The sequence below is a fragment of the Bifidobacterium oedipodis genome (assembly GCF_012932425.1).
In the GTDB taxonomy this organism is placed as follows: Bacteria; Actinomycetota; Actinomycetes; order Actinomycetales; family Bifidobacteriaceae; genus Bifidobacterium; species Bifidobacterium oedipodis.
On record NZ_JAAIII010000001.1, the window covers coordinates 510,900 to 535,305 of the forward strand.

Annotated in this window: 22 protein-coding genes; 15 read left to right on the forward strand and 7 right to left on the reverse strand. The window is 57.4% G+C overall.

Going from position 1 to position 24,406, the window contains the following annotated elements; all coding sequences use genetic code 11:
• Nucleotides 1-88 precede the first annotated feature (88 nt).
• The 5 genes from G1C95_RS02190 to G1C95_RS02210 all read left to right on the forward strand — a co-directional run bounded on the left by G1C95_RS02190 (nt 89) and on the right by G1C95_RS02210 (nt 6,647).
• Nucleotides 89-3,004: a glycoside hydrolase family 3 protein gene (locus G1C95_RS02190; protein ID WP_169171282.1), complete on the forward strand. Its 2,916-nt coding sequence runs from the start codon at nt 89-91 to the stop codon at nt 3,002-3,004.
• Nucleotides 3,005-3,095: 91 nt separating this feature from the next.
• Nucleotides 3,096-4,034, forward strand: coding sequence for a LysR family transcriptional regulator (locus G1C95_RS02195; RefSeq protein WP_240947375.1), 939 nt, complete (start codon nt 3,096-3,098; stop codon nt 4,032-4,034).
• 118 nt (nt 4,035-4,152) lie between these two features.
• A complete protein-coding gene (locus G1C95_RS02200; RefSeq protein ID WP_169171283.1) occupies nt 4,153-4,935 on the forward strand; it encodes an SDR family oxidoreductase in 783 nt (260 codons plus the stop codon).
• A gap of 88 nt (nt 4,936-5,023) precedes the next feature.
• A complete protein-coding gene (locus tag G1C95_RS02205) occupies nt 5,024-5,740 on the forward strand; it encodes a carboxymuconolactone decarboxylase family protein (RefSeq protein ID WP_205832685.1) in 717 nt (238 codons plus the stop codon).
• An 85-nt stretch (nt 5,741-5,825) separates the two neighbouring features.
• Nucleotides 5,826-6,647, forward strand: coding sequence for an SDR family oxidoreductase (locus G1C95_RS02210; RefSeq protein ID WP_169171285.1), 822 nt, complete (start codon nt 5,826-5,828; stop codon nt 6,645-6,647).
• 130 nt (nt 6,648-6,777) lie between these two features.
• Here the strand turns inward: G1C95_RS02210 and G1C95_RS02215 are convergent, their stop codons facing one another.
• Entirely contained in the window at nt 6,778-8,811 is a 2,034-nt protein-coding gene (locus G1C95_RS02215; RefSeq protein WP_335341389.1) for an AMP-dependent synthetase/ligase, read from the reverse strand.
• A gap of 234 nt (nt 8,812-9,045) precedes the next feature.
• Here G1C95_RS02215 and G1C95_RS02220 point away from each other — a divergent pair, with 234 nt between their 5' ends.
• The 10 genes from G1C95_RS02220 to G1C95_RS02265 all read left to right on the forward strand — a co-directional run bounded on the left by G1C95_RS02220 (nt 9,046) and on the right by G1C95_RS02265 (nt 20,354).
• Entirely contained in the window at nt 9,046-10,188 is a 1,143-nt protein-coding gene (locus G1C95_RS02220; protein WP_169171286.1) for an NAD(P) transhydrogenase subunit alpha, read from the forward strand.
• A gap of 12 nt (nt 10,189-10,200) precedes the next feature.
• Nucleotides 10,201-10,506, forward strand: coding sequence for an NAD(P) transhydrogenase subunit alpha part 2 (locus G1C95_RS02225; protein ID WP_169171287.1), 306 nt, complete (start codon nt 10,201-10,203; stop codon nt 10,504-10,506).
• Nucleotides 10,506-11,924: an NAD(P)(+) transhydrogenase (Re/Si-specific) subunit beta gene (locus tag G1C95_RS02230; RefSeq protein WP_169171288.1), complete on the forward strand. Its 1,419-nt coding sequence runs from the start codon at nt 10,506-10,508 to the stop codon at nt 11,922-11,924. Before G1C95_RS02225 ends, G1C95_RS02230 begins: the two co-directional genes overlap by 1 nt.
• A 367-nt stretch (nt 11,925-12,291) precedes the next feature.
• Nucleotides 12,292-13,719, forward strand: a complete 1,428-nt coding sequence (locus tag G1C95_RS02235) for a UTP--glucose-1-phosphate uridylyltransferase (RefSeq protein WP_169171515.1) — start codon at nt 12,292-12,294, stop codon at nt 13,717-13,719.
• A gap of 151 nt (nt 13,720-13,870) precedes the next feature.
• Nucleotides 13,871-15,778 carry a helix-turn-helix transcriptional regulator gene (locus G1C95_RS02240; protein ID WP_169171289.1) on the forward strand — a complete coding sequence of 636 codons (1,908 nt, stop codon included), beginning with the start codon at nt 13,871-13,873 and terminating at the stop codon, nt 15,776-15,778.
• 19 nt (nt 15,779-15,797) lie between these two features.
• Nucleotides 15,798-16,115 (forward strand): hypothetical protein, encoded by a 318-nt coding sequence (locus G1C95_RS02245; RefSeq protein ID WP_169171290.1) that lies wholly within the window; start codon nt 15,798-15,800, stop codon nt 16,113-16,115.
• Nucleotides 16,116-16,126: 11 nt separating this feature from the next.
• Nucleotides 16,127-18,700: a DEAD/DEAH box helicase gene (locus G1C95_RS02250; RefSeq protein ID WP_169171291.1), complete on the forward strand. Its 2,574-nt coding sequence runs from the start codon at nt 16,127-16,129 to the stop codon at nt 18,698-18,700.
• A gap of 63 nt (nt 18,701-18,763) precedes the next feature.
• Nucleotides 18,764-19,111, forward strand: a complete 348-nt coding sequence (locus tag G1C95_RS02255) for an RNA polymerase-binding protein RbpA (protein ID WP_169171292.1) — start codon at nt 18,764-18,766, stop codon at nt 19,109-19,111.
• A gap of 55 nt (nt 19,112-19,166) precedes the next feature.
• The gene (locus G1C95_RS02260; protein ID WP_169171293.1) at nt 19,167-19,880 is read left to right on the forward strand and encodes an HAD hydrolase-like protein; all 714 of its coding nucleotides are present in this window, start codon (nt 19,167-19,169) and stop codon (nt 19,878-19,880) included.
• Nucleotides 19,881-19,955: 75 nt separating this feature from the next.
• The gene (locus G1C95_RS02265) at nt 19,956-20,354 is read left to right on the forward strand and encodes a hypothetical protein (RefSeq protein ID WP_169171294.1); all 399 of its coding nucleotides are present in this window, start codon (nt 19,956-19,958) and stop codon (nt 20,352-20,354) included.
• A gap of 128 nt (nt 20,355-20,482) precedes the next feature.
• Here the strand turns inward: G1C95_RS02265 and G1C95_RS02270 are convergent, their stop codons facing one another.
• The 6 genes from G1C95_RS02270 to G1C95_RS02295 form a co-directional block, all read right to left on the reverse strand.
• Nucleotides 20,483-21,121 (reverse strand): MerR family transcriptional regulator, encoded by a 639-nt coding sequence (locus tag G1C95_RS02270; RefSeq protein WP_169171295.1) that lies wholly within the window; start codon nt 21,119-21,121, stop codon nt 20,483-20,485.
• A gap of 87 nt (nt 21,122-21,208) precedes the next feature.
• Nucleotides 21,209-21,652: an FHA domain-containing protein gene (locus tag G1C95_RS02275; protein ID WP_169171296.1), complete on the reverse strand. Its 444-nt coding sequence runs from the start codon at nt 21,650-21,652 to the stop codon at nt 21,209-21,211.
• 5 nt (nt 21,653-21,657) lie between these two features.
• Nucleotides 21,658-22,476 (reverse strand): DUF881 domain-containing protein, encoded by an 819-nt coding sequence (locus tag G1C95_RS02280; protein ID WP_169171297.1) that lies wholly within the window; start codon nt 22,474-22,476, stop codon nt 21,658-21,660.
• 1 nt (nt 22,477) lies between these two features.
• A complete protein-coding gene (locus tag G1C95_RS02285; RefSeq protein ID WP_169171298.1) occupies nt 22,478-22,810 on the reverse strand; it encodes a small basic family protein in 333 nt (110 codons plus the stop codon).
• Nucleotides 22,810-23,787 carry a DUF881 domain-containing protein gene (locus G1C95_RS02290; protein WP_169171299.1) on the reverse strand — a complete coding sequence of 326 codons (978 nt, stop codon included), beginning with the start codon at nt 23,785-23,787 and terminating at the stop codon, nt 22,810-22,812. Before G1C95_RS02290 ends, G1C95_RS02285 begins: the two co-directional genes overlap by 1 nt.
• Nucleotides 23,777-24,394 (reverse strand): CDP-alcohol phosphatidyltransferase family protein, encoded by a 618-nt coding sequence (locus tag G1C95_RS02295; RefSeq protein ID WP_169171300.1) that lies wholly within the window; start codon nt 24,392-24,394, stop codon nt 23,777-23,779. Before G1C95_RS02295 ends, G1C95_RS02290 begins: the two co-directional genes overlap by 11 nt.
• Nucleotides 24,395-24,406: the final 12 nt, after the last annotated feature.

A 24,406-nucleotide genomic window follows, 5' to 3' on the forward strand; every position in this document is an offset into this window, starting at 1 on the left:
CACTCGCATAACGGCGTGCAACTAATAGCCACACGGCAGCGATGCCCCGCGGGTAGCAGAGAAACAGTCCGATGCAGGAGAAGAAACCATGCTGGAAATCAATATGGATGACGTTATCGCGGTCATCCAATCCATCCAGACACAGCTGATTGCGATCGCCGTCGCCCTAGTGCTGGCAATCGTCATCACCATTGCAGTCAACAAGCGCACCGTTGCTAACATGGCAGTGCGTAAACTCACCCATTCGACCACTTGGGTCGCCGTAGCCGTCGCAGCTATCGTCGCCATTGCCATGATGCTGATGGGCCCGCTGAGCAGCATGATCACCATGGCCACTGCCACCCGGTATGACCTGAGCCAAGAGAATATCGACACAGCCAACGAACTGGCGGTTGATATCGAACGCGAAGGTATCACGCTGCTGCAGAATAACGACAACATGCTGCCGCTGAGCGATACCGGCAATATCAACGTGTTCGGTTGGGCGTCCACCAATCCGATCTATGGTGGTACCGGCTCCGGTGCACTGTCTGACGCCTACGACACCACGTCGCTGCTCGACGGACTCAATGATGCTGGCTTCACCACCAACGATGAGCTGACCGACTTCTATACCAACTACCGTGCCGAGCGTGGTGCCATCACCGTCACCTCCGCCGACTGGACGTTGCCCGAACCGCCCGCCGACACCTATGGCGACGGCATGCTTGACAACGCCGAGGAGTTCTCCGACACCGCGATGATCGTTATCGGCCGCGTCGGCGGCGAAGGCCTCGATCTGCCCACCAACATGGGTGATATCGCCAGCGTTGCCGGCACCGTGGCAGGCGTGAATTACGACAACAACTCTGAAAATTACGCCGATTTTGAGGAAGGCCAGCACTATCTGGAACTCAGCCGTTCCGAGCGCGACATGATCGACCTGGTTACCGAACGTTTCGACAATGTGGTGCTCGTCTACAACGGCGCGAACGCCTTCGAGATGAACTTCCTGAACGACTATCCGCAGATCAAGTCCGTGCTGTGGGCACCGCATCCCGGTCAGGCCGGTTTCGCCGCACTCGGTGAGGTGCTCTCCGGCGAAGTGAATCCCTCTGGCAAGACCTCCGACACCTTCCTGACCGATTTGACCGCTGCTCCAAGCTGGAACAACTTCGGCAACTTCGAATACGACAATGTTCAGGAATTCGAAGTCGAATCCGCCCGCGGTGTGCGCTTCCCGCACTTCGTGAACTATGTGGAAGGCATCTACGTGGGCTACCGTTTCTGGGAGACCGCAGCTGACGAGGGGCTGGTCAACTATGACGAGGCCGTGCAGTATCCGTTCGGCTACGGTCTGAGCTACACCACCTTCGAACAGACCATGGGTGATGTGACCTACGCCAACGGCACCGTAAGCTTCGATGTGACAGTGACCAATACCGGCGACGTGGCAGGCAAGGATGTCGTTGAGGTCTATGTCAACCCGCCGTACACCAATGGTGGCATCGAAAAGGCCTCCGCCAATCTCGTCGAGTTCGAGAAAACCGATGAACTGGCCCCCGGCGAGTCCCAGACCATTGCGATCGAATTCGAAGATGACGATATGGCCTCCTATGACTATGAGAATGCCGAGGCCTATGTGCTCGAAGCCGGCGATTATGCGGTGTCCATCAACACCGACTCTCATAATGTCATCGCCGAACAGACTGTGACCGTGGGGGAGACCATCACCTATGACTCCGACGACAACACCCACAACGGCGACGCGGTCGTGGCCACCAACGTGTTCGACGACGCCAACGGCGGTCTGAACTACCTCTCCCGTGCCGATGGTTTCGCCAACTACGACGAGGCTACCGCTGCGCCGACCAACTACAGCATGTCCGACGAGGACAAGGCCACGTTCTATAACATCGGCAACTACGATCCGACCGAGTTCGACAACGCCGACGACGAGATGCCTACCACGAACGCGAACAACGGTCTGCGTCTGGCTGATCTGCGTGGCGTCGATTACGACGACGATCAGTGGGATTTGCTGCTCGACCAGCTTGACTTCGACGAGATGGATGGCATCATCGCCGACGCCGGCTATCAGAACGCTGCCATCGCCTCCATCGGCAAGGTTCGCCTGTCCGATGCCGACGGCCCCGCCGCTCTGAAGGACAACTTCACTGGTGCCAGCTCTATCGGCCTGCCTTCAAACATCGTGATCGCCTGCTCCTGGAACAAGGATCTGGCCCGTCAGTTTGGCGAGATCATCGGCGACATGGCCCACGATCTGCAGATTTCTGGCTGGTACGCCCCGTCCGTGAACCTGCACCGCTCCGCTTTCGGCGGCCGTAACTTCGAGTATTTCTCCGAAGATCCGGTGCTGACCGGCGATCTGGCTGCCGAGCAGATGTTGGGCGCGGCCGACCGCGGCGTCTACTCATTCACCAAGCACTTCGCCCTGAATGAGCAGGAGACGCAGCGCAACGGCCAGCTGTGCACCTGGGCCAACGAACAGTCGATCCGCGAACTGTACTTGAAGCCCTTCGAGACGATCGTCAAGGCCGACGGCGACGCGCAGGCCATGATGGGTTCGTTCAACTACATCGGCAACACGTACTCCAGCGCCCACACCGGCCTGAACAACACCGTGCTGCGCGGCGAATGGGGCTTCCGCGGCTTCGTGGAAACCGACTACTTCTCCGGCGCGAACTACGCCTACCAGACCGGCGACCAGGCCATTCGCGGCGGCACCGACGCGATGCTGGCGACCACATCCACCACTAACCACATCACTGATCGCAGCGCAACTTCGCTAATCGCGATGCGTCAGGCCACCAAGAACATCCTCTACACGGCGGTTAACAGCTACCGGTACGAGAACGGTGAACCCGAGTCCTCCACTCCGATGTGGCAGGTCACGACCTACGTGTCCATCGCCGTGCTGGGTGTGCTGCTCGTGGGCCTTGAATCCCTGGCCGTCAAGCGTTACCTCACCCGCATGAAGGAGGCCGGCAACCAAATCAAGTAATCCCTAGTTTTCTCTCATCCATTGCATTGCGGCGCCGTCTCGGACCTCCGAGGCGGCGCCTTTCACATCGCAACGCATACAATAGTACGATATGGACGCTTATCAAGCGGCGGGAGACGGTATGGAAATCAAGGAATTACGGTATTTCGTCACAGTGGTGCAGGAGGAGGGTATCACCGCCGCCGCCGACGTACTGCGCGTCAGTCAACCCACCTTGTCAAGGCAAATCAAGGATCTCGAGGAATCGTTGGGCGCGAGACTGTTCGACCGGGGCAACCGCGGACGCGCCTTGGAACTCACCAGAGAGGGGCGCATGCTCTACCGGCGCGCCTGCGAGATCATCGCACTCGCCGACAAGGCCGAAGCCGAGATCACGACCAGCGAGACAGTCGAAGGCGACTTGCACATATCGGCCGCGCAGACTTGCGCGATGTGTGTCGTGGCCAAGGCGCTCACCCTATTATGCGAACGTCACCCCGGTGTGACGGTGCACCTGCAGGACGCCTACAGCGACGACATCATCGACCGGCTCAACAACGGAATCACCGATTTTGGCCTGTTGGCGCAACCGGTGGATATGAGCGGATTCGACTATCTCGACCTGTCCGACCGCGACCCCCTGGGATTGGTGGTGCGCGCCGACCATCCGTTGGCTGCGCGTGCAAACGTCGATGTGGCCGAGCTCAAAGGACTGCGTGCCATTGTGCCCAAAGGCTCCATCAGCCGCAACGACTCGCTAGTCCAATCGAGCAGGTTGGCCGAGGGGCTTCGGGTGGTCGGCACGATGAATCTGTGTCACAACGCGGGATATCTGGTACGTGAGGGCTTCGGCGCGATGCTCTGCCCCAAGAGCGCGGCCAATGTGGGTGAGGGGAGTGGCTTGACGTTCGTGCCGGTGTCACCAGAACATGCCGTGCGTGTCAGTTTGGCCTGGAAGAGGAATCAGCCGCTGTCCCGCCAGGCCGAGGCGTTCCTCACGGCGCTGCGCGAGGTCATCGATGGAGAAAGGCCCAACGTCTTAGCCGACTGAACTCAGGCTTAAATACATTCGAAATATTAATGTATTTTGAATAACTTTCTGTATTTGTATTGTTTTTCGAAGTGGCTTAGCGTAGGAGACATCAACGATTCCACACGCTAAGGAGCCTATGATGACCCCCACTCGTATCCTGTTCGTCGGTGCCACTGGAAGCATCGGACGCCTGGCCGTCAACGAGGCGCTGCGCCAGGGATATCAGGTCCGTGCGCTGGTGCGCGACGCGACGCGAGCCGGCCTGCCCGGCGACGTCGAACTGTCGGTCGGCGACCTGACCCGTCTTGACGCGTTCGAAACCGCGTTGGAGGGCGCCGACGGCATCGTCTTCACCCAAGGATCGCACACCAGCGCTGCCATGGTCGAGGCCGTCGACTATGGCGCGGTACGTAACGCGCTGATGGCGCTGCGAGGACGCAAGGTGCGTATCGCTCTGATGACGGCCATCGGCGTGACCTACATGAATTCCCAGTACAACCGCACCATCGAGGCACATGATTGGAAGCGTCGCTCGGAACGGTTGGTGCGCGCGAGCGGCAACGAATACACCATCGTCCGTCCCGGATGGTTCGACTACAATGACGACGACCAGCGGCGCATCACCTTCCTGCAGGGCGATACCCGCCACAATGCCAGCCCCGAGGACGGCGTCGTGGCCCGCCGCCAGATCGCCCGCGTGCTCGTCGACGCCCTCGGCTGCGACGAGGCCACCAACACCACGCTTGAGCTCGTCGCCGAACACGGGGCGGAGCAGGATGATCTCGCGCCCCTGTTTGCCGCGCTCGAACCGGATCCCACCGACGGCGTGGACGGCGTGCTCGACGAGGACAACTTCCCGCTGACCGACCAGCCGCGCCGCGTGCTCGACGATCTTGAGACCATCAGGCGCGCCCGCTGACGTGCGCCGCGACCATTCCTGCCAGATCACACAACGAAAGGAGTCTTCCGTGCCCATCAGTGAAGCGGCGCGCCGCTACCATGAGCGCATGTTCCCCGGATACCAGTCCTCATTCCTCAACACCGACCCCGAATTCATCGAGGTCTTCGACAATTTCGCCTTCGACGAAGTGGTGAACAGCGACGATCTCGACGACTGCACCCGTATGACCGCGATCCTCGCCACACTCGTCGCCTGCCAGGGCATCGACGAATACCGCGCCATGCTGCCCGCCGCATTGAACTTCGGCGTGACGCCCGTCGAAGCGAAGGAAATCGTCTACCAGGCGGTGGCCTATCTGGGCATTGGCCGCGTGTTCCCCTTCCTGAAAGCCACCAACGAGATACTGGCGGTACATGGCGTGGAGCTGCCGTTGGAAGGACAGGCGACCACCGACGAAAGCGACCGTCTGGACTGCGGCGAACAAGCGCAGGTCGATATCTTCGGCGAGGGCATGCGCGGCTTCTGGAACTCCGGCGACGAGCAGACCCGTCATATCAACCGCTGGCTCACCGACAACTGCTTCGGCGACTACTACACCAGAACCGGTCTCGACCATCGCACACGCGAGATGATCACCTTCTGCATGCTCTCCGCACAGGGAGGCTGCGAACCGCAGCTCACCTCACATGCGGCGGCGAATATGCGTATCGGCAACGACAAGGCGTTTCTCATCAAAGTCGTTTCGCAATGCCTGCCGTTCATCGGCTATCCGCGAAGCCTCAACGCCCTGCGCTGCGTGGACGAGGCGGCCCGCAGGCAGTAGCCGCATCACGCCAATTCCAGCCAGGATTCCTGCCTTATAGGGCCCATCCGGCACAATCCCAACCACAACCAGAAAGAGAACGACAATGAGCAGAACATGGATGATCACCGGCGTATCCAGCGGCTTCGGCCATGAAATGACACAGCAATTGCTGGAGCGCGGCGACACCGTGATCGGCACCGTACGCAACACCGATAAGGTTCACGACCTGATCGACAGCTATCCCGACACCTTCGACTGCCGATTGCTGGACGTGACCGACGTGCCAGTGCTCCAGAACACGGTTCGCGAGGCCTTCGAACGCCACGGACGCATCGATGTGGTGGTCAGCAACGCCGGATACGGTCTGTTCGGATGCGCGGAGGAACTCTCCGACGCCGAAATCGACCACATCATCGCCACGAACCTGCTTGGATCGATCCAGTTCATCAAGACCTCGCTGCCATATCTGCGCGCGCAGGGCGGCGGCCGCATCATCCAGATGTCCACCTATGGCGCCCAAGTGGCCTATCCCGCAAATTCCATGTACCACGCCACCAAGTTCGGTATCGAGGGATTCTGCGAGGCCGTGGCACAAGAGGTCGCGCAGTTCAACATCGGCGTGACCATGGTCGAGCCGGGCGGTGCCCGCACCGAATTCCGCTACGGCAGCGCCAAGGTGGCCAATCTCATGCCGGAATATGAAAGCTCCCACGGATTCCTCACCATGCTGGATGCCTCCAGGGGACTCGCTCCCGGCGACCCCAAGCGCATGGCGGAATGCATCATCGCCAGCGCCGATCAGGATCCCGCGCCGCTGCGCGTGGTATTGGGCAGTCAGGCGCTGTCCGCCACCATCGAACGTTTGGAGACCCGTTTGGCGGATTTCCGTACCCAAACGGAGCTCGCCGCCTCCACCGATTTCTAGGTTTCGTTCCGCTCCTCCCGCATATGAAGAACCGCACCTCCGATCATCGAATCTGAATTTCTTCAGTCCAACAATCGGGGTGCGGTTCAAAAACGAGTGGCCCCTCCCTCTTTTTCTTTTCCCTCTTTCGTCACTTCCTCTTGGTGTACATCTGCGTGTTAAGCAGGGTGGAGTAGCGCTTGATAACCTTCGGACGAATCACCTTCATGGAGGCGGTCATCAGACCATTCTCCTGAGTGAACTCCTCAGGCAGAATGATGAACTTACGTACGGATTCGGCGCGAGACACACCTTCGTTGGCCTGATCGACCCATTTCTGCACCTCAGCGCGCACAGCCGCATTGTTCGCAGCGTCTTCAAGGCTCATCGTCTCATCCAACCCCTTGGCAGCCAACCACAAGCGCAGCGACTCCTCATCCAAAGTGATCAACGCCGAAATGAACGGTCGCTTGTCGCCAAGCACCAGCGCCTGAGAAACAAACTCGCAGCGCTTAATGACTTCCTCGATGGGACCAGGCGCCACATTCTTGCCGCCTGCGGTGATGATGAGATCCTTCTTGCGGCCGGTAATGTACAGGAATCCGTCATTGTCGATACGGCCCAAATCACCAGTGGCATACCAGCCGTCCTCAGTGAAGGAGGTTTCGGTGGCTTCCTCGTTCTTGTGGTAGCGGGGGAATACCGCACGACCCTTGACTTGGATTTCGCTATCTTCGGCAATGCGCAGTTGGAAACCTGGGAAGGCGATGCCCACCGAACCCGCGTGGAACGGAGTGCCCAGGGGATTGAAGGCACAGGGGGCCGTGGTTTCGGTCAGACCGTAACCTTCATAGACGGGCACATTCGCGCCGCGGAAGAAGGCAAGCAGTTGCGGGTCGAGCGGCGCACCGCCGGCCACAATCCACTTGGCCCTGCCGCCAAGCACTTCACGCAGGGAGGAATAGACCAGCGGGTCGAAGGCGGCGCGCCTGGCGCGCGTCAATGCCGAAGCGTGACCATTGGCGGACAATTCCTTCATATAGTTCTGCGCGGCCACCACGGCGGAGGCGAACACCACGCCCTTGGGGCCATGTCCAGCCTTCTGGGATGCGGCGTTGTATACCTTCTCCAGCACACGCGGCACCACGATCATCACAGTCGGCTTGGCAACCTGCAAATCCTGAATAAGCGTGGAAATGCCGGTGGCGATGAAAATATGCAGTTCCGAGGCAACGACGATGTAATTGATCGCACGAGCGAAAGAATGCGCCTGCGGCAGGAACAGCAGCACGGAGTGGTTCTTCTCGTGCAGCAATTCCGGCATGTAGCTCGGCAGGTTCAGCGCGGTCTGGCAGTAGTGTTCGTGAGTCATTTCCACACCCTTGGGCGCGGCAGTGGAGCCGGAGGTGTACACGATGGAGCACAGATCTGTCTTCTTCACGGAATCGATGCGCTCATCCAGCTGAGCATCGCTGATGGCCGCGCCATATGCCTTGATCTCATCAAGTCCACCGGTTTCAATGCAGATGATGTGCTCCAGCGAGGGGCATTCCTCAACCGCGCCATCGGCCTTGTCCCGCATGGTTTTGTCCTGCACGATAAGCAGACGGGCGTCGGAGTTGTTGACGATGTTGCGAATCTGTTCGGCCGAATCGGTGTCGTAGATGGTGGCAAGCACACCGCCGCAAGCCATCACCGCGGCATCGGTCAGATCCCATTCATAGGAAGTGCGGCACATGAAGGCCACGCCGTCGCCCTTGTTGAGGCCATAGTGCATCAGGCCTTTGGCCAGAGCGCGCACATCGGCGAGGAATTCGTTGGCCGTCACCGTCGTCCACTGGTTGCCCGACTTGTAGGTGTACAGCGGATCGTCGCCCATGCGTGCAGCACGATCGGCGTAAATATCATAAATCGATATGCCTTCATCCAACGTCGGATTACCGGCGGTGGATGTGGTCAGCAGGCCCGTCGCATCATCAATGTCAGTGACGGTCGGGAAACCGGGACCCCATTCGTCGGTATGAGGCAATGTGATATCGGATTCGGCCGGCACGTCGGCATTGGAGAGGTAATCAGGCTCATCCGGGGTGTCGTCGTGCACCGGATGGACGAAATCGGCGCCCAGACGCAGCATCTTGCTGGTCAGGTTGATCGTGTGCTGTTTAAAGGTGTTGATTGCCGACACGTAACGCTCCTCTAGGCATGGTTCATGCATCCGTCGGCGGACGGATGCCATCAAACAGTGAAGTGTAATCGCCAAAACGCGACTCGTCACCTTACGCAACCGTAGCCATAGCGCCGTGAACACCAAGCAGCGCCCACGTAATGAGCGCGTATGTGCTTCAGTCTTCACCTTCTGGCTACACTAATGAGCGCGGATAACCATACCCGTTATCTGGATAGGAAAAGAAAGGTTCTCATGGCTGAAAACCAAGACACTGTGGTGTTCGGCGTTCTGAACGAAACGTCTGCCAACGAATCCCGCGTCGCGCTGACGCCGGATATCGTCACCCGGTTGAAGAAGAGTGGCGTGGCCTCGGTTATCGAATCCGGTGCCGGTATCGCCGCCGAATACACTGATGAGGATTACACCAAGGCCGGTGCGACCGTCACCACCCGCGACGAGGTAATCGCCAAGGCCGATGCACTCGGTTTCGTCGATCGTCCGTCTACCGAAACCGTGGCCCAGCTTAAGGCCGGCCAGTGGGTGATCGGCATACTCGGCTCCTTCACCGATGCCGACTACATCGCGGCTCTCGATAAGGCTGGTCTGGTGGGCATCGGCATTGAAAAGCTGCCCCGCCAGCTCTCCAGCGCGCAGTCCATGGATGAGATGACTTCCCAGAACTCTGTGATGGGCTACAAGGCCGCCATCACTGCAGCTGATGCCTACGGCTCGTTCCTGCCGATGATGACCACCGCGGCCGGCACAATCCGCCCGGCTAAGGCGCTGGTGCTCGGCGCTGGCATCGCCGGTCTGCAGGCCATCGGCACTCTGAAGCGTCTGGGTGCAGTTGTCACCGCCTACGATGTGCGCCCCGCTTCCAAGGGCGAGGTCGAGTCGCTGGGTGCAAAGTTCCTTGATCTGGGCCTTGATTTCTCTGCCGGTCAGGGTGAGGGCGGTTACGCCCGCGCGTTGACTGCCGCCGAGCAGGCCGCCCAGCAGGCTGCGGTCGATGAAAAGGCCGCTGGCTTTGACATCGTTATCACCACCGCCAAGGTGCCCGGCCGCAAGCCCCCGATGCTGCTGACCAAGGCCGGCGTCAACGGCCTGCACCGTGGTGCCGTGGTGGTCGACTGCGCTGCTTCTGATCTTGGCGGCAACGTCGAAGGCTCCGTGATTGGCGAGCAGGTCACCGAGGGCGGCGTCAAGATTATCGGCGCTCCGTATCTGGCTTCCGGTGTCGCCACCACCGCTTCCAACCTGCTGAGCCGCAACGTGGCCGACGTGCTCGTTCACTTCGTGCGCGATGGCAAGCTCGCTCAGGATCTGTCTGAGGAACTGGACGCCGCCATGGTGGTGGCAGGCCGCGTCGAATCCGCAACGAACGAAGAGAAGTAAGGAGGAAGTCGCATGCCTACGCTTGTTGTTTCCATCACCCTGTTCGTACTCGCCCTGCTTATTGGCATCGAGGTGATTGGCAAGGTGCCCGCCACCCTGCACACCCCACTGATGTCTGGTGCGAACTCCATCCACGGCATCGTCATCGTCGGCGTCGTCATCGTCGCCGCCGAAGCCAATTCGCCGCTTGCCTATGTGTTCATATTCCTGGCCGCCGTGCTGGGCACGATGAATGTAGTCGGCGGCTATGTGGTTACCGACCGCATGCTGGAGATGTTCAAGTCCAATAAGAATGAGAAGAAGGGGGAGGATAAGTAATGACTTCCACTGTTGGAGCCATCGATATCGTCGCTTGGTTCGTCTATCTGTTCTCCGCCGTTATGTTCGTGGTCGGCCTTCATTTCATGAACTCGCCGAAAACCGCGCGTAAGGGCAATATGATTTCTGCTTTCGGCATGATTGTGGCCGTGCTGATGGCCTTCATCGTGCTGTTTGCCAAGGGATTCATCACCATTGTGGCCGTCGTTGTGCTGGTGGCCGGCATTCTGATTGGTGCTGTGGCCGGTGTCGTCTCCGCCAAGAAGGTGAAGATGACCGATATGCCGCAGCTGGTCTCCGTATTCAACACCGTGGGTGGTGGCGCCGCCGCACTTGTGGCCCTGAACGACATTCTCACCAAGGCCGAAACCCCGGATATCGTGGTGCTTATCACCGCTGGTCTGGGCATTCTCATCGGCTCCGTGACCTTCACCGGTTCGCTGATTGCAGCCGGTAAGCTGCAGGGCATCAAGTGGGTCAAGAAGCTTGCTCTGCCGGGCAAAGGTGTGTGGAACATCGTGTTCGCCGTGCTGTCGATCGCCTCGCTGGTCATGCTGTGTGTGCAGCCCGAGCAGCGTCTGCTGTGGTCGATTCTGACCACCGTGTTCGCCCTGTGCTATGGCTTGGTGTTCGTGATTCCGATCGGCGGCGCCGATATGCCCGTCGTCATCTCCGTGCTGAATGCCTGCACCGGTACCGCTGTGGCTATGAGCGGCCTGGCCATTGATAATGTGGCCCTGATTGTGGCTGGCGCACTCGTCGGCTCTGCTGGCGTGACCCTGTCTATTCTGATGGCCCAGGCCATGAACCGTCCGCTGATCTCCGTGCTTGCCGGTGGCTTCGGCGGCTCTGACGCCGCCCAGGCCGGCGACGGCCCTGAAGGCACCATGAAGGAGACCAGCCCCGATGATCTGGCCGTCCAGCTGGTGTACGCCGATAAGGTTATCTTCGTGCCCGGCTTCGGTTTGGCCCAGGCGCAGGCGCAGCGCGAGCTCGCCGACCTTGGCGAACTGCTCAAGGGACATGGCGTCGAAGTCTCCTATGCTATCCACCCGGTGGCCGGCCGTATGCCTGGTCATATGAACGTGTTGCTCGCTGAAGCCAACGTGCCTTACGAGGAGCTGGTGGATCTCGACGAGATCAATCCGCAGTTCCCGAGCGCCAATGTGGCGCTGGTCGTCGGCGCAAACGACGTCACCAACCCCGCTGCGCGTCGTCCCGGCACCCCGGTCTCCGGCATGCCGATTCTCGACGTGGATAAGGCGCAGAACGTGGTCGTTATGAAGCGCGGCCGCGGCACCGGATACGCCGGCATTCAGAACGAGCTCTACTTCGAGGACAACACGCAGATGCTGTTCGGCGATGCGAAGAAGAGCCTGCAGGCCGTTATCAACGCCGTCAAGGAACTGCTTGCCTGATCTGCCTCATATCACTGCAATACTGTAGGTAACGAAAAGGCCCCTTCGGGGGCCTTTTCTCGTTCTTGTTCACAAGTTTGCAGAAGATATGCCAGAGAGACACTATGACGCTGGTATCCTTGGAAGGCAGCGAAGTCCCACAGGTATGAAGCATTAGAAGCAGGTAGGAGACAGATTTACGCGATCGCGACCGCTGCGATCAAATATGATACCCCCGTATAGGCAATCCCCCCTAACGGGGATAGACTTGTCTCTGAATGTTGCACGCAGAAAGGTACCCACAGTGAGCGAATCGAACAACGAGACCCAGCTCTCCGGCAATGACGAGCCTCGGGTCGATACCCCCGTTGTCAACGTGGACGAGGCGATGAATGAGGCCTTCGAACATTGCGCCGACAAAATGCGCGCCCGCGGTATGAGCGATACGGCCATCGCCCAGTTCAAACATCTGTATACCGTGTGGCGCACCGAAGAGGAAAGCAGCTGGATTCGCGAAAGCGACGTCGAGCCGCTCGAACATATTCCCAACTTCCATGACGTTTACGAGACCATCAACCACGATAAAGCTGTGGACGCCTTCGCCAAGACGGCGTTTATCAAACTCAACGGCGGATTGGGCACTTCCATGGGCTTGGATTGTGCGAAGTCGCTGCTGCCGGTGCGTCGACACAAGGGCAAGCAGATGCGCTTCATCGACATCATCATCGGCCAAGTATTGACCGCCCGCGTGCGGCTGGGTGTCGAGCTGCCGCTGACGCTGATGAATTCCTTCCGCACCTCCGCCGATACGATGAAGGTGATTAACACCCATCGCAAGTTCCGTCAGGACGAGGTGCCGACGGAAATCATTCAGCACGTCGAGCCTAAAGTCGACGCGATCACCGGCGAGCCGGCCTCATTCCCGGATAATCCTGATCTGGAATGGTGCCCGCCGGGCCATGGTGACTTGTTCTCCACGATCTGGGAATCGGGCTTGCTGGACATCCTAGAGGAGCGTGGATTCAAATATCTGTTCATTTCCAACTCCGACAACCTTGGCGCACGCCCCTCACGCACGCTGGCACAGCATTTCGAGAATACCGGAGCGCCGTTCATGGTCGAGGTAGCCACTCGCACCTATGCCGATCGCAAGGGTGGCCATATCGTGCGCGACAAGGCCACTGGACGCCTGATGCTGCGCGAGATGAGCCAGGTGCATCCCGACGATAAGGCGGATGCACAGAACATCAAGAAGCATCCGTATTTCAATACGAATTCAATTTGGGTGCGCATTGACGCGTTGAAGGCGAAGCTTGCCGAATACGACGGCGTGCTGCCACTGCCGGTGATTCGTAACAAGAAAACCGTTGATCCGACCGATCCGAACAGCGAACAGGTGATTCAGCTGGAAACCGCCATGGGTGCCGCCGTCAGCCTGTTCAACGGTTCCATTTGCGTGCAGGTGGATCGTATGCGGTTCCTGCCGGTGAAGACCACCAACGATTTGTTCATCATGCGGTCCGACCGTTTCCATCTCACGGATACCTATGAGATGGAGGATGGCAACTATATCTTCCCGAACGTGGATCTCGACCCACGCTTCTACAAGAACATCCACGACTTCAACGAACGCTTCCCCTACAACATGCCTTCGCTTGCCGCAGCCAAATCCGTAACCATCCATGGCGATTGGACATTCGGACGCGACGTGAAAATGTTCGCGGATGCGCGTCTTGATGATACCGGCGAGCCCAGCTACGTGCCGAATGGCGAATACGTTGGCCCGCTTGGCATCGAACCTGATGACTGGGTGTGATCAGAGGGGCGGAAAAATACGTTTATAACGGAAAAGGACGACTTTTTTCGCGAAATGGCACCCATGCGCTCAAAAACCCTCTAATATAGAGTGAAGTGTGAGATAACCTCATGCACACTTATAACGAAACATTAACGAGACGTGAGGACTAATGGCAGAGGGCACAAGCGGACGTCGGCGTTTTTCCGACAAGTGGGGCAAGCACGAGCTGGATGTGCTGGCCGTATTGTCATCCGCCTTCCCGCAATGGCTCACCTCCCGGCAGATTGCGCAGCGAGTGAAGGCCTATGCGGACTCCTATGGGGAGTTGGCCGATCAGGCAGCCAAGGCCGCATTCGCCAAGCAGTTCCAGCGCGACCGTGCCAAGTTGGCGGCCATGGGCATCGCCATCGAGTCAAGGCAACCTGAGTATTCATCCAAATCGGAGGGGCAGGATTTCGCCTCATACCGCCTGCAATTGGGCGATGAGCCACGCATCCGCCTGATGTTCGAACCGGAGGATATGCCGGTGCTGGCAGCTGCCAACTATCTGGCGCGCTCGATGTCCATCTCATCGGAACCGGAACCGCAGGTTACGCAGCATGCCTCACGTACCACACCACGTGTGCCGCAAACGCCGATTCCCGGTTTGGGTCTTGATTCCATCGCGCCAGGTCTTGGCACTCAGCCCATTCCGGACACGCTGGTTAAGGTTATTGATTCGCGTCGTTTCGCCGCAACTGTTGATGTGGATGGCGAACATCTCAATGTCGCCTACACTGATTCCGACGATTTGGCCATGTTCGTGCTTGATCATCCGGGCGCCACCATTGTCAGTCCCCAAGAAGCCGTTGACGCCTATCATCGTCGCTTGAACGCGGCCAAAGCGTTTGTCTTGGCCAACAAGTCAAACGGTCAGGGCATGGATGCGGATGCTTCGGCATCTGCCGCTGAGGTCAGCGAGCCAGGGGATCCCGAATCGATCAAGGCACAGAATAAGAAGAACGGATCCGCGTTCCAAACCGGCAGCGAAGTCGACCGTCGTTTGCGCCTGATGTTGTTCCTTTCCGCACATCTTGGCGAGGAATTCTCGATGGCCGAATTGGCTGAGCGTTTCATTGGCAAGACTAAAAGCGATGATGAGCTACGCAAGTTCGTCAACATCATCCACAAGGACATCAATACGCTGACCACGGTGTCCGATGATGGTGAAATGGCCGGTAGCCAATTCTTCGATATCGATTGGCCGCTGCTGGATGCGGAAGGCATTGTCTCCGCAACCAATTCGCTTGGTCTGGAACGCTTGGCTGGCATCTCCCCGCAGTACCTGAGCATGCTGACCGCCTCGGTTAGCTATCTGGCGCATTCTCCGCTGCTGCCCGACGAGCAGCGCAGTCAGGCACAGTCATTGTATGAGCGCCTGCGCAAGCACGTCACTCCCGGTCAAACGCCTTGGCTGAGCCTGACCGGATACGAAATGGAACCGCGCAGCTTCTCTGTGGTCAAGCGTGCGATCAACACCTCGTCTCTGTTGGATATGCAATACACGGATGGTGCCGGCCGCTTGCGCCGCAGGCTGGTGGCACCTGCCAAGATTTATATCGACGAAGGCGTGTATTACGCGGCTTTGTACACGGATATTGGTGACGCTGCCCCCGAAGACAAGCAGGCATATGTCTCTAAGGACAAAACCATTGACAAGGCGAATGGCAAGCCGCGCACATGGCAGGTACTTCGCCTGGCCCGCATCGAGAAGGCGGAGATTGTCAAGCCGATTGGTCCGGTTGATGTGCCGAACATGCCGGTTGGCGAATTGCGTAAGTGGAGCTTCGACAACGGCACTGAAGCGGTGTTCATCACCGATCAGCATGATCTGCCCTTCGTCAAGGCACTGCCTGGTGCCACCATTGAACCGTGTGGAGCGGGAGAGAAGGTACATCTGATTGTGTCCTCGGATTCCTGGTTTGTGGCGTTCTGTATCGCACACGCTCGTCATATCACCGCTGTGGCCCCTGAAACCCTGCGCACGATGATTGTGGCTCGTGCCGAACGCGAGCTGTCCATCAGTGCGGATAAGTAAGTAGTCGGGGGAGTTGCACATGCCTTGGTGGATTTGGTTGATACTGGCATTGTTCATGCTGGTTATGATCGTCGCAGGTTTGGCATTCGTTGTTTGGCGTGGAATTTGCGCAGCCAAGGATGTGCAGCATATTGGCGACAGGATTGGCAAACGTCTTGCTGAATTGGGAGCCGTGCAGCAGATGGAGCAACCATCTGAGCCGCCGCTGTTTACTCAGCCCCTGCAGGTGGCTCAGGAACGGTATGCGGACGCCCATGCCGAGGTATATCGGGCCAAAGCCGCCACACGCAATCGTCATGCACAGGCTTGGGCTAAATGGAAGCGATTTAACGACTAACTGAAAGCATCATGGCACGTCACCATCACCGCAATACCTCTGATAACGCTGCTCGCGAACTCACCCCCGCACAGCGTTATGCTTCATTCCAAAAAGTCAAGGCGCATCGCGCATCAATCGCACAACGCTTCGCGGATTCGTTGCCTTTCGATCTTGATGATTTCCAGTCGGAGGCCAATGATGCGCTGGAGGAAGGCAACAATGTGCTGGTCGCCGCGCCGACGGGTGCGGGCAAAACGGTTGTGGCCGATTTTGCAATTTATCTGGCGCAGCAGCGTAATGTCAAAGCTTTTTACACCACGCCGATCAAAGCGCTGAGCAATCAGAAATACCACGATCTGGTTGAGGTGTATGGTGCCGATCGTGTGGGCCTACTCACTGGCGATACTTCAATCAACTCCGAGGCCGACATTGTGGTGATGACCACCGAAGTGCTGCGCAATATGCTCTATGAGCGTTCCACTACACTCACCGCCTTGCAATATGTGATTCTCGACGAAGTGCATTATCTTGCCGACCGGTTCCGTGGGCCTGTGTGGGAAGAGGTGATTATTCACCTGCCGCGCACGGTTCTCATCGTGGGATTGTCGGCCACAGTCTCGAACGTGGAGGATTTCTCCAAATGGATCGCCTCGGTGAGGGGCGACACCAAGCTGGTTATCAGTGAGCATCGCCCGGTGCCATTGGAACAGCATGTCATCGTTCAGGCTGATGAGCATACCGAGCCTGAAGTCTTGGATCTCTACCGCCGTGACGGCAATGGTGAGCAGACTACGAAACTCAATGCCGAACTGATCAACCGTCTTGACCAATTCGATCGTCGTGCCGAGCGCAGGCGCGCGGAGCAACGACCGAATAAACGCAAGGCAGGCAAGGGCCCACGCGATCGGGCACCAAAACCCGAACGCCATACGCCGCGTCGATGGGCGGTGGTCGACGAACTCAATTTTCTGGGAATGCTGCCCGGCATTTATTTCATCTTTTCGCGCAACGGCTGCGATCAGGCCGTTGAACAGTGCATCAATGCCGGATTGGAGCTTACCAGCGATAAAGAAGTGGTGCGCATCCGTCGCATTGTTGACGAGATGGTGGATGGGCAACTGACCCAAGAAGATCTCAAAGCCCTGCACTTCTCCCAGTTCCGTTTTGCGCTTGAAGAAGGCTTCGCCTCACACCATGCAGGCATGATTGCCCTGTTCCGCCAGATTGTCGAACGTTTGTTCGAAGAAGGTCTGGTGAAAATGGTGTTCGCCACCGAAACACTGGCGCTGGGCATCAATATGCCGGCACGCTGTGTGGTGGTCGAAAAGCTGGAGAAATTCGACGGTACGGGCCATGTGGGGCTTACTCCCGGCGAATTCACCCAGCTCACCGGCCGTGCGGGCCGCCGAGGCATCGACACTATCGGGCATGCGATTGTGGTGGATCATCATGGCTTTGTGCCTGCCACTGCGGCAGCCTTGTCATCCAAGCGCGTGTACCCGCTGCATTCCAGCTTCCGTCCGACCTTCAACATGGCGGTGAATCTGCTCAATGCCAGCGATTATGAGACCGCACGCATCACCTTGGATCAATCCTTCGCCCAATGGGAGGCTAACGAATCGGCTTGGCAGCTGGAATCGCAGATGACGACGCTGCGCGAGGCGCTTGACGGCTACGAACAGGCGTTTCAATGCGGCCATGGCGACTTCAAGGATTTCATGAGCATTCGCATGGCCTTAAGCGACATCGAGAAGGATGGCCGGCGCAAACTCAAGCGTGAGTTGTTCTTCAGCGAACAGGATCGCGCGGCTGCTTGGGCGGATCTTGAGGCGCGCATCAAGCAGCTGCGCAAAGCCGAGCAACAGCATCCGTGCCGCAACTGCCCAGATCTGCAGCAGCATCTCAAGTGGGGGCATCGTTGGGCTCGCGAAATGCGTGAACTGAATCGGGTAACCGAACGTTATCATTCCCGCACCGGTTCCGTGGCTCGCCAGTTCGACCGCATCTGTGATATTCTCGGCGGACTCGGCTATCTTGAGCGCCATGAAAACAGCAACCGTGTCGATATGACGCTCAGCGACAAGGGGCGGTTGCTTAGGCGTATTTACAGCGAACATGATTTGGAATTATGCGAGGCGTTGCTTGGAGGCGTATTCAGCAAGCTGGATGCGCGTGGTCTTGCCGCTGTGGTGTCTGGCTTGGTGTATGAGTCTCGACGAGGATCGCAGGGGGAGCCGAGGCATTATCCAGGAGGTATTTCCGGGCCTGTTGCCATCGCCTGTTCCAAGCTTCAGGGCGTATGCGCCAATATCGGTATGCTGTGCGAAGACCATGGATTGGACGAGCCTGCGCAGCCTGATTTCGGCATTGTGGACATCATCTATGAATGGGCGGATGGTGGCTCGTTGGCCTCGTGCCTGTACGGCACGGATATGACCGGCGGCGATTTCGTACGCACCGCCAAACGTCTATCGGATGTATTGCAGCAGATTGCCGTGGCCGATCCGCTGCCTTGTGATGGAGCGGATAAGTTGGCCGATACCGCCCGCAAAGCTGCCGATCTGGTCAATCGCGGCATTGTGGCTTATTCAGGTGTGGAATAACCGGCTAGTCCGAACTGTTACGTATTGTTGTTAGGTTAGATTCACTGCAAGGAGGACGCCATTATGGCAGAACGCAGCCTCAGGGGCATGAGCATTGGCGCGAAATCGTTGGAATCCGACGACAACGTGGATTTCGCCGCCAGGAATGATGTGGCGTATGTGTGCCCGAAGGGACACCGCACCATTTTGCCGTTCGCCGAAGGTGCTGAAGTTCCCGAGGAATGGGAGTGCCGTTGCGGCGCCACGGCTCATGTTGAGGGCGACGGCGACCGTGACCCCGACGAGATCAGCAAGCCCACCCGTACCCACTGGGATATGCTACTGGAGCGCCGCAGCGAAGAGGAATTGGCCACGCTGCTGGAGAAAAGGCTTCAAATGCATCGCGACGGTTGGATTCCGGACTACGAGTGATTGTTGACGGGTATTCGACAAGACTGTTATTCAATACGACAGGGGAGTGGCGGATATGAATCATCCAACGAACGTGGTTCTGCTGGATTTGGATGGCACGCTGACCAAGTCCGACGGCGGCATTATCGCCTCGGTAATCAAAACCTTTGAAGAACTTGGCCGCCCGGTGCCCGATGATGCCGAATTGCGCCGCTTTATTGGCCCAGCAATCATCGAATCGTTGCGCCGCAATCATGTGCCCGAGGATCAACTCGAGCATGCCATTGCCATTTATCGCAGCTACTATGCGGATAAGGCTGTATTCGACGATCCGAACGAGCCGAGTGCCAAGGTTCCGGGCCGCTTGGTCAATGTTGTGTTCCCCGGCATCCGCGAACAGCTGGTGGCCTTGCGCAATGACGGATATTATTTGGCACTGGCTAGCTGCAAGCCCGAATATCAGTGTCTGCCGATCTGTGAGCATTTCCATCTGACCGAATTGCTTGATGGCATTTATGGTGCATCCACCGACAATTCCCGTCTGGACAAGGATCAGGTGATTCGATACTGCTTCGAGTCCATCGGCTTTGATCCGGCGGCGGGGGATAAGGCCCTGATGATTGGCGATCGCTACACCGATATCGAAGGTGCACGCGCCTGCGGCGTGGACACCATTGGATGCCGCTGGGGGTATGCCCCTGCCGGCGAAATGGAAGAGCACGGCGTATATGAGATTATTGAGACGCCTGATCAGATTGAGGAAGCCGTCAACCGGTATTTCGCCAAATAAAAGGCAATAATTGTTGGCCGCCATCATGATTTGTGATGGCGGCCAACGCTTTTTTGACATAACGTAAATGCTGTAATGAGTTTTTTAGGGGAGGCACGTCCTGTGATTGCACTGGTGCCTGCGTTGTTATGGCTGGTGGCCATATTCTGGGCGGTGCTGATTATCGGCATCACCATCCAAACCGGACATGTGTTCACGCGCCGTTCCAAGCGTCCACCGGTGAAGCCTGTGGCATGGACAATGGTGTTTATGCATGTGGCATCGTTTGTTATGGCGATATTGCCATTTCCCGTATATGCCTTGGTTGCCGACCTCATGGATGCTCGCGCACGACGTTTCTACGAAGCGCAAGCATTACCGGCGGCGATTCTTGTTATTGTTTTGGTGCTTGGCGAAGTTGCTGTTATGTATATGCAGGCGCGCAATGCCATGGAATCCCAAATGGATGAGAAGCTCAACAATGCCAAGCCTTAAAAAACCGATAATGTACGTTATGTCAGATTAGTTATTTGGGTTATCCCCAACACCCTCCATAACATCGTCAGTATGCGCTGCCATACTTCCCAAACGCCTTCCCTATCCTTTCCTTCCCTCGTACGCACTTACGCAGTCTGACGGTCTAATCGTTGCGCTTCAATCTTTTTACGCAGCCGCATTGCAGTGATTTCATCGATTGGTCGCGATGCGCCGCCTGCCGTCACCATCTCATGTTGGTCAAGATCCACGTAATCCTCACGTTCGAGTTGTTCGGAGATTTGTCGGTATAACGACCCCACGGATACGGCGAATACTGCTTTGCCACTTTGCAGCAGCTCAAGCATCTGATCGCTGGTAGTGCATTCATGCACATGCAAGCCATCGCACATGATGGTCACTCCAGCCAGCTGGTCGACGCTTCGCTGCGTCAGAAAGCCGATGGCCGCAGTCACATTCTGCAGATTCACGCCGGCGTCCAGCAAGCGCTTGGAGACGGCAAGAATCACAACATCCTTGAACGAATACAGGCGACGAGATCCCGAGCCGTGCGATGGAGTGATCGACGGCTCGACAATCTGCTTACGCGCCCAATAATCCAATTGCCGGTATGTGATACCGGCGACTTTGGAAGCGACGGTTCCCCGATAGCCACGTCTGGCCTCATCTGAATCGGCGGCGGAGAACAGTTCTCCCTGAACAGCACCGCCATTGAGATTATCGCGTTCCTCAAGCGGTACATGAAGATGCAAATCCGTGAGCGCCATTGCCTTGCCCCTGCCTTATCTTGGCTTGCCTTCGCCTGTTTCCAGTGTAGCCGGCTTCCAATGGAACGCTTCGGATTGCCGCTCTGGCTAGTGGGAAATCACGGCGGATTTAGTGAAAAACGCCAGCCTGAACTTGCCGATCATAATCTCATCGCCATTCTTCAGCTTTGCCTGATCAACACGCTGACGGTTGACGTAGGTGCCATTGAGGCTGCCTGCATCCACCACATAGAATTGTCCATCGATGCGACGGAACACAGCATGCTGACGAGATACGGTTGAATCATCTAGCAGAATATCGGCTCGCGGATCACGACCAACGGTGATTTCATCTTCGTCCAACAGGTAGCGCGAACCAGACACCGCTCCCCTGGTGGAAATCAACAACGCCGTCCCCTCAGACAATTTGGTGATCGTGTCCAGGTCTTCTTGGGTAAGCGGACGATCGCCGGTCGAGGTAACGGGCAGTACATTAATGGCAGGCATACCGATGATGGTGGTTTCGCCTGCAGAAGGAATCGGATCAGTCATAGTCGCTATTCTACCGTCTTTGCATAATTATATTTGGCAGCCTCGCGAGTTTCGTCGATAACGATCTCGTCGGAGGATTCCACATCCACATTGGCACCGTATTTGACCTGAAGCTGGGCACCTACTCCCCCGGCGATATCCACGGCGTTGGATAGCTCCTGCGGATTGCCGATGGCGCGCACCACATAAGGCGTGTCGATGGCTGTGCCGTCGACGATAAGGCCTTTGTCGGAGTCCTGCACATAGGTGCGGGTGACGACGCGCACATCGTTGATGGCGATGACTTCGGCTCCGGCGTTGCGCAGTTCCTCGATGAGGTTATAGATGATTGCGGCGTCGATTGGAGTGTCACCCCGGGAGATTCGCACTGTGATACCCGGCCCCTTGGCTGGAAGCCTGCCGGAGATCAGGCCGCTGGTCTCTTCGTTCTGCTTGGCGATCCGCTGCGCCTGTTCCTGCTCGTCGGCTGCGGTTTTCAGCGAATTCAACTGTGCGGTCAGCTGCGATTTGGTTTGTTGCAAACTGTTGATCTGGGTGTCCGTCTCATTGAGCAGGCGTACCAGCTCACTTTCGTCCATCGTTTCATACGTGGACTTGGTGTTGTTGATCTGAGTCATATAGGCGAAGCCCAGCAGCGCGCACATAATAGCAATCAGAATCGAAGACAACAGTCGTGATCGGTCAGAGGTACGGTTCAGATCTTTACGAGGCTTTTTTCGAACGATGGGGAACGAGCTGGTTTGCATACGGTCGTTGACTTTGTCTTGCGCATGCTGGTCGTGTAGTTTGTCCAGCATATTCTCCGATTTTGAACGTCGTGCCATATCAGCCTCGGAAGATGAAGCGTCGGATGGCCGACACGTTGGAGAAGATGCGGATGCCGAGCACGACGATAACCGCCGTTTGCAGCTGGGAGCCGACGCCAAGCTGGTTGCCAAGGAACACCAGCAATGTGGCGGTGATTACGTTGGCGAAGAAGGAGATCACGAAAACACGATCGGAGAAGCTACGTTCGAAGTAGGCTCGGGCTGCACCGAGCAGTGCGTCGATTGCCGCGACCACCATAATCGGCAGATAGGGTTGCACGACCACCGGAATGTCCGGCTTGATGAACACGCCGACGACGATGCCTATGATCAGTCCAAGCACGGCTGCCATTATTCGTTCCTCTCTGCATACTGTGTTTCGCCAGTAACCGCTGCCTTCAGTGTAATCGAATTGGATTTGCTGACCTGCGGGTAAATGCCGGCTTCCTTGTAGGAATCGTAAAGGCTTTTCAATGCTGTAGCCCCCATCGCCTCGGCCAGTGTGTCCTTGTCGCCGATTGCCTCGATAGTGTAGGGACTTTGGATGGCAGTCATGCCGATAAGAATATGGCCGCCTGCCTTGCGTATGGAGGTTTGCGCGCCCAGCCTGTTGCCATTGATGGCGATAGCTTCCGCGCCGTTTTGAAACATCAGCGAAACCAGTTGTTGCAGATCGAGATCGGTGACGACACGGATGGCGCTGGTGGTACCAACTCTGGTGCTACCGGATTGATCTGATTGGGATGCGGCAAGTGGGTCGGCCAAGGTCATAATGATGCCTTCGCCGCGCACCGCCACCGTGCCGTTGTCCATATTGTTTTGCGTCAGTGTCTCGTTATCGGCCATGCCTGAAATGGCTTTGGATTGTTCGTTGACTTGCGCCTGCAAATCGTTGACGTCGCTGGTAAGCTGATCGACCTCACTATTGCGGGTTTCTATCTGGCTGGCCAATGTCTGGCGCACCTGTTTGCGTGGGTCGGATTGCAGCTGTTGTACGAACAGGGATCCCACGAATCCGACACCGACGCAGATAAGGAATACGACGATGCGCGTGGCCCAAATCATCATGGTTGACTGGTGCGGACGTACCAGACGGGAGTCGTGATACATCGAATCCATCGGCCGATTAACCAAATCGTCGATAAGGCGCAAAGAATCATCATCGGTTTTACGCCGACGTCGGGTACGTATGGCTGCACTATCGTCCGGGGATAGGGCGTGATGCGATTGCAGCGAGGCGACCGATGATGAGAATACGGCGCGCCGCCGCACAGGCTCGTTCTCCTTGGAGACGGGGAAAGAAACCGGTACGGCGATATCAGGCGCCATACCGCTCCCCCAGTTCCTTGCGCAGCAGGCCGATGCCTTGGCGCATGTAGATGTATCCGGCCAGCCAGTACATGGCAACGCCCCAGATTCCTGCGGATAGGGCAGCCAGATACAGCACATGGAAGAATGTTCCAGTGCCGATATCCGCGAAGATAAGGCCCACGATGGCGATCATCAGCAGCGCAGTGCCGGTTTTACCGACAAAATGCACCGGCAGCGGCCCATAGCCATATTGGGCGAGCCAGAGCACTTGAATGGCCATCCACAAATCACGCAATCCCACGACGATCAACAGCCACCAAGGGATGATGCCTGCGATGCCAAGTGCCAGAATCGAGCAGAAAATCAGCAGTCGATCGGCTATGGGGTCTAGGATCTGGCCGATTTTGCTCACCTGGTTGAATTTACGGGCGATGATGCCATCCACCCCATCAGAGGCGGATGACACCGCTATCAGTGTCAGGGCCCATATCATCTCATGCCGGGCAATCAGCGCCGTGATGAAGGGAATCGAAATGATTCTCAGTAGGCTAATCAAATTGGGCACGGTGAAATAAATGTCCCGTGCTTCCGGACTATATCGCGCGCTTACCTTCTGGTTGGTCATAACACTGGGTAA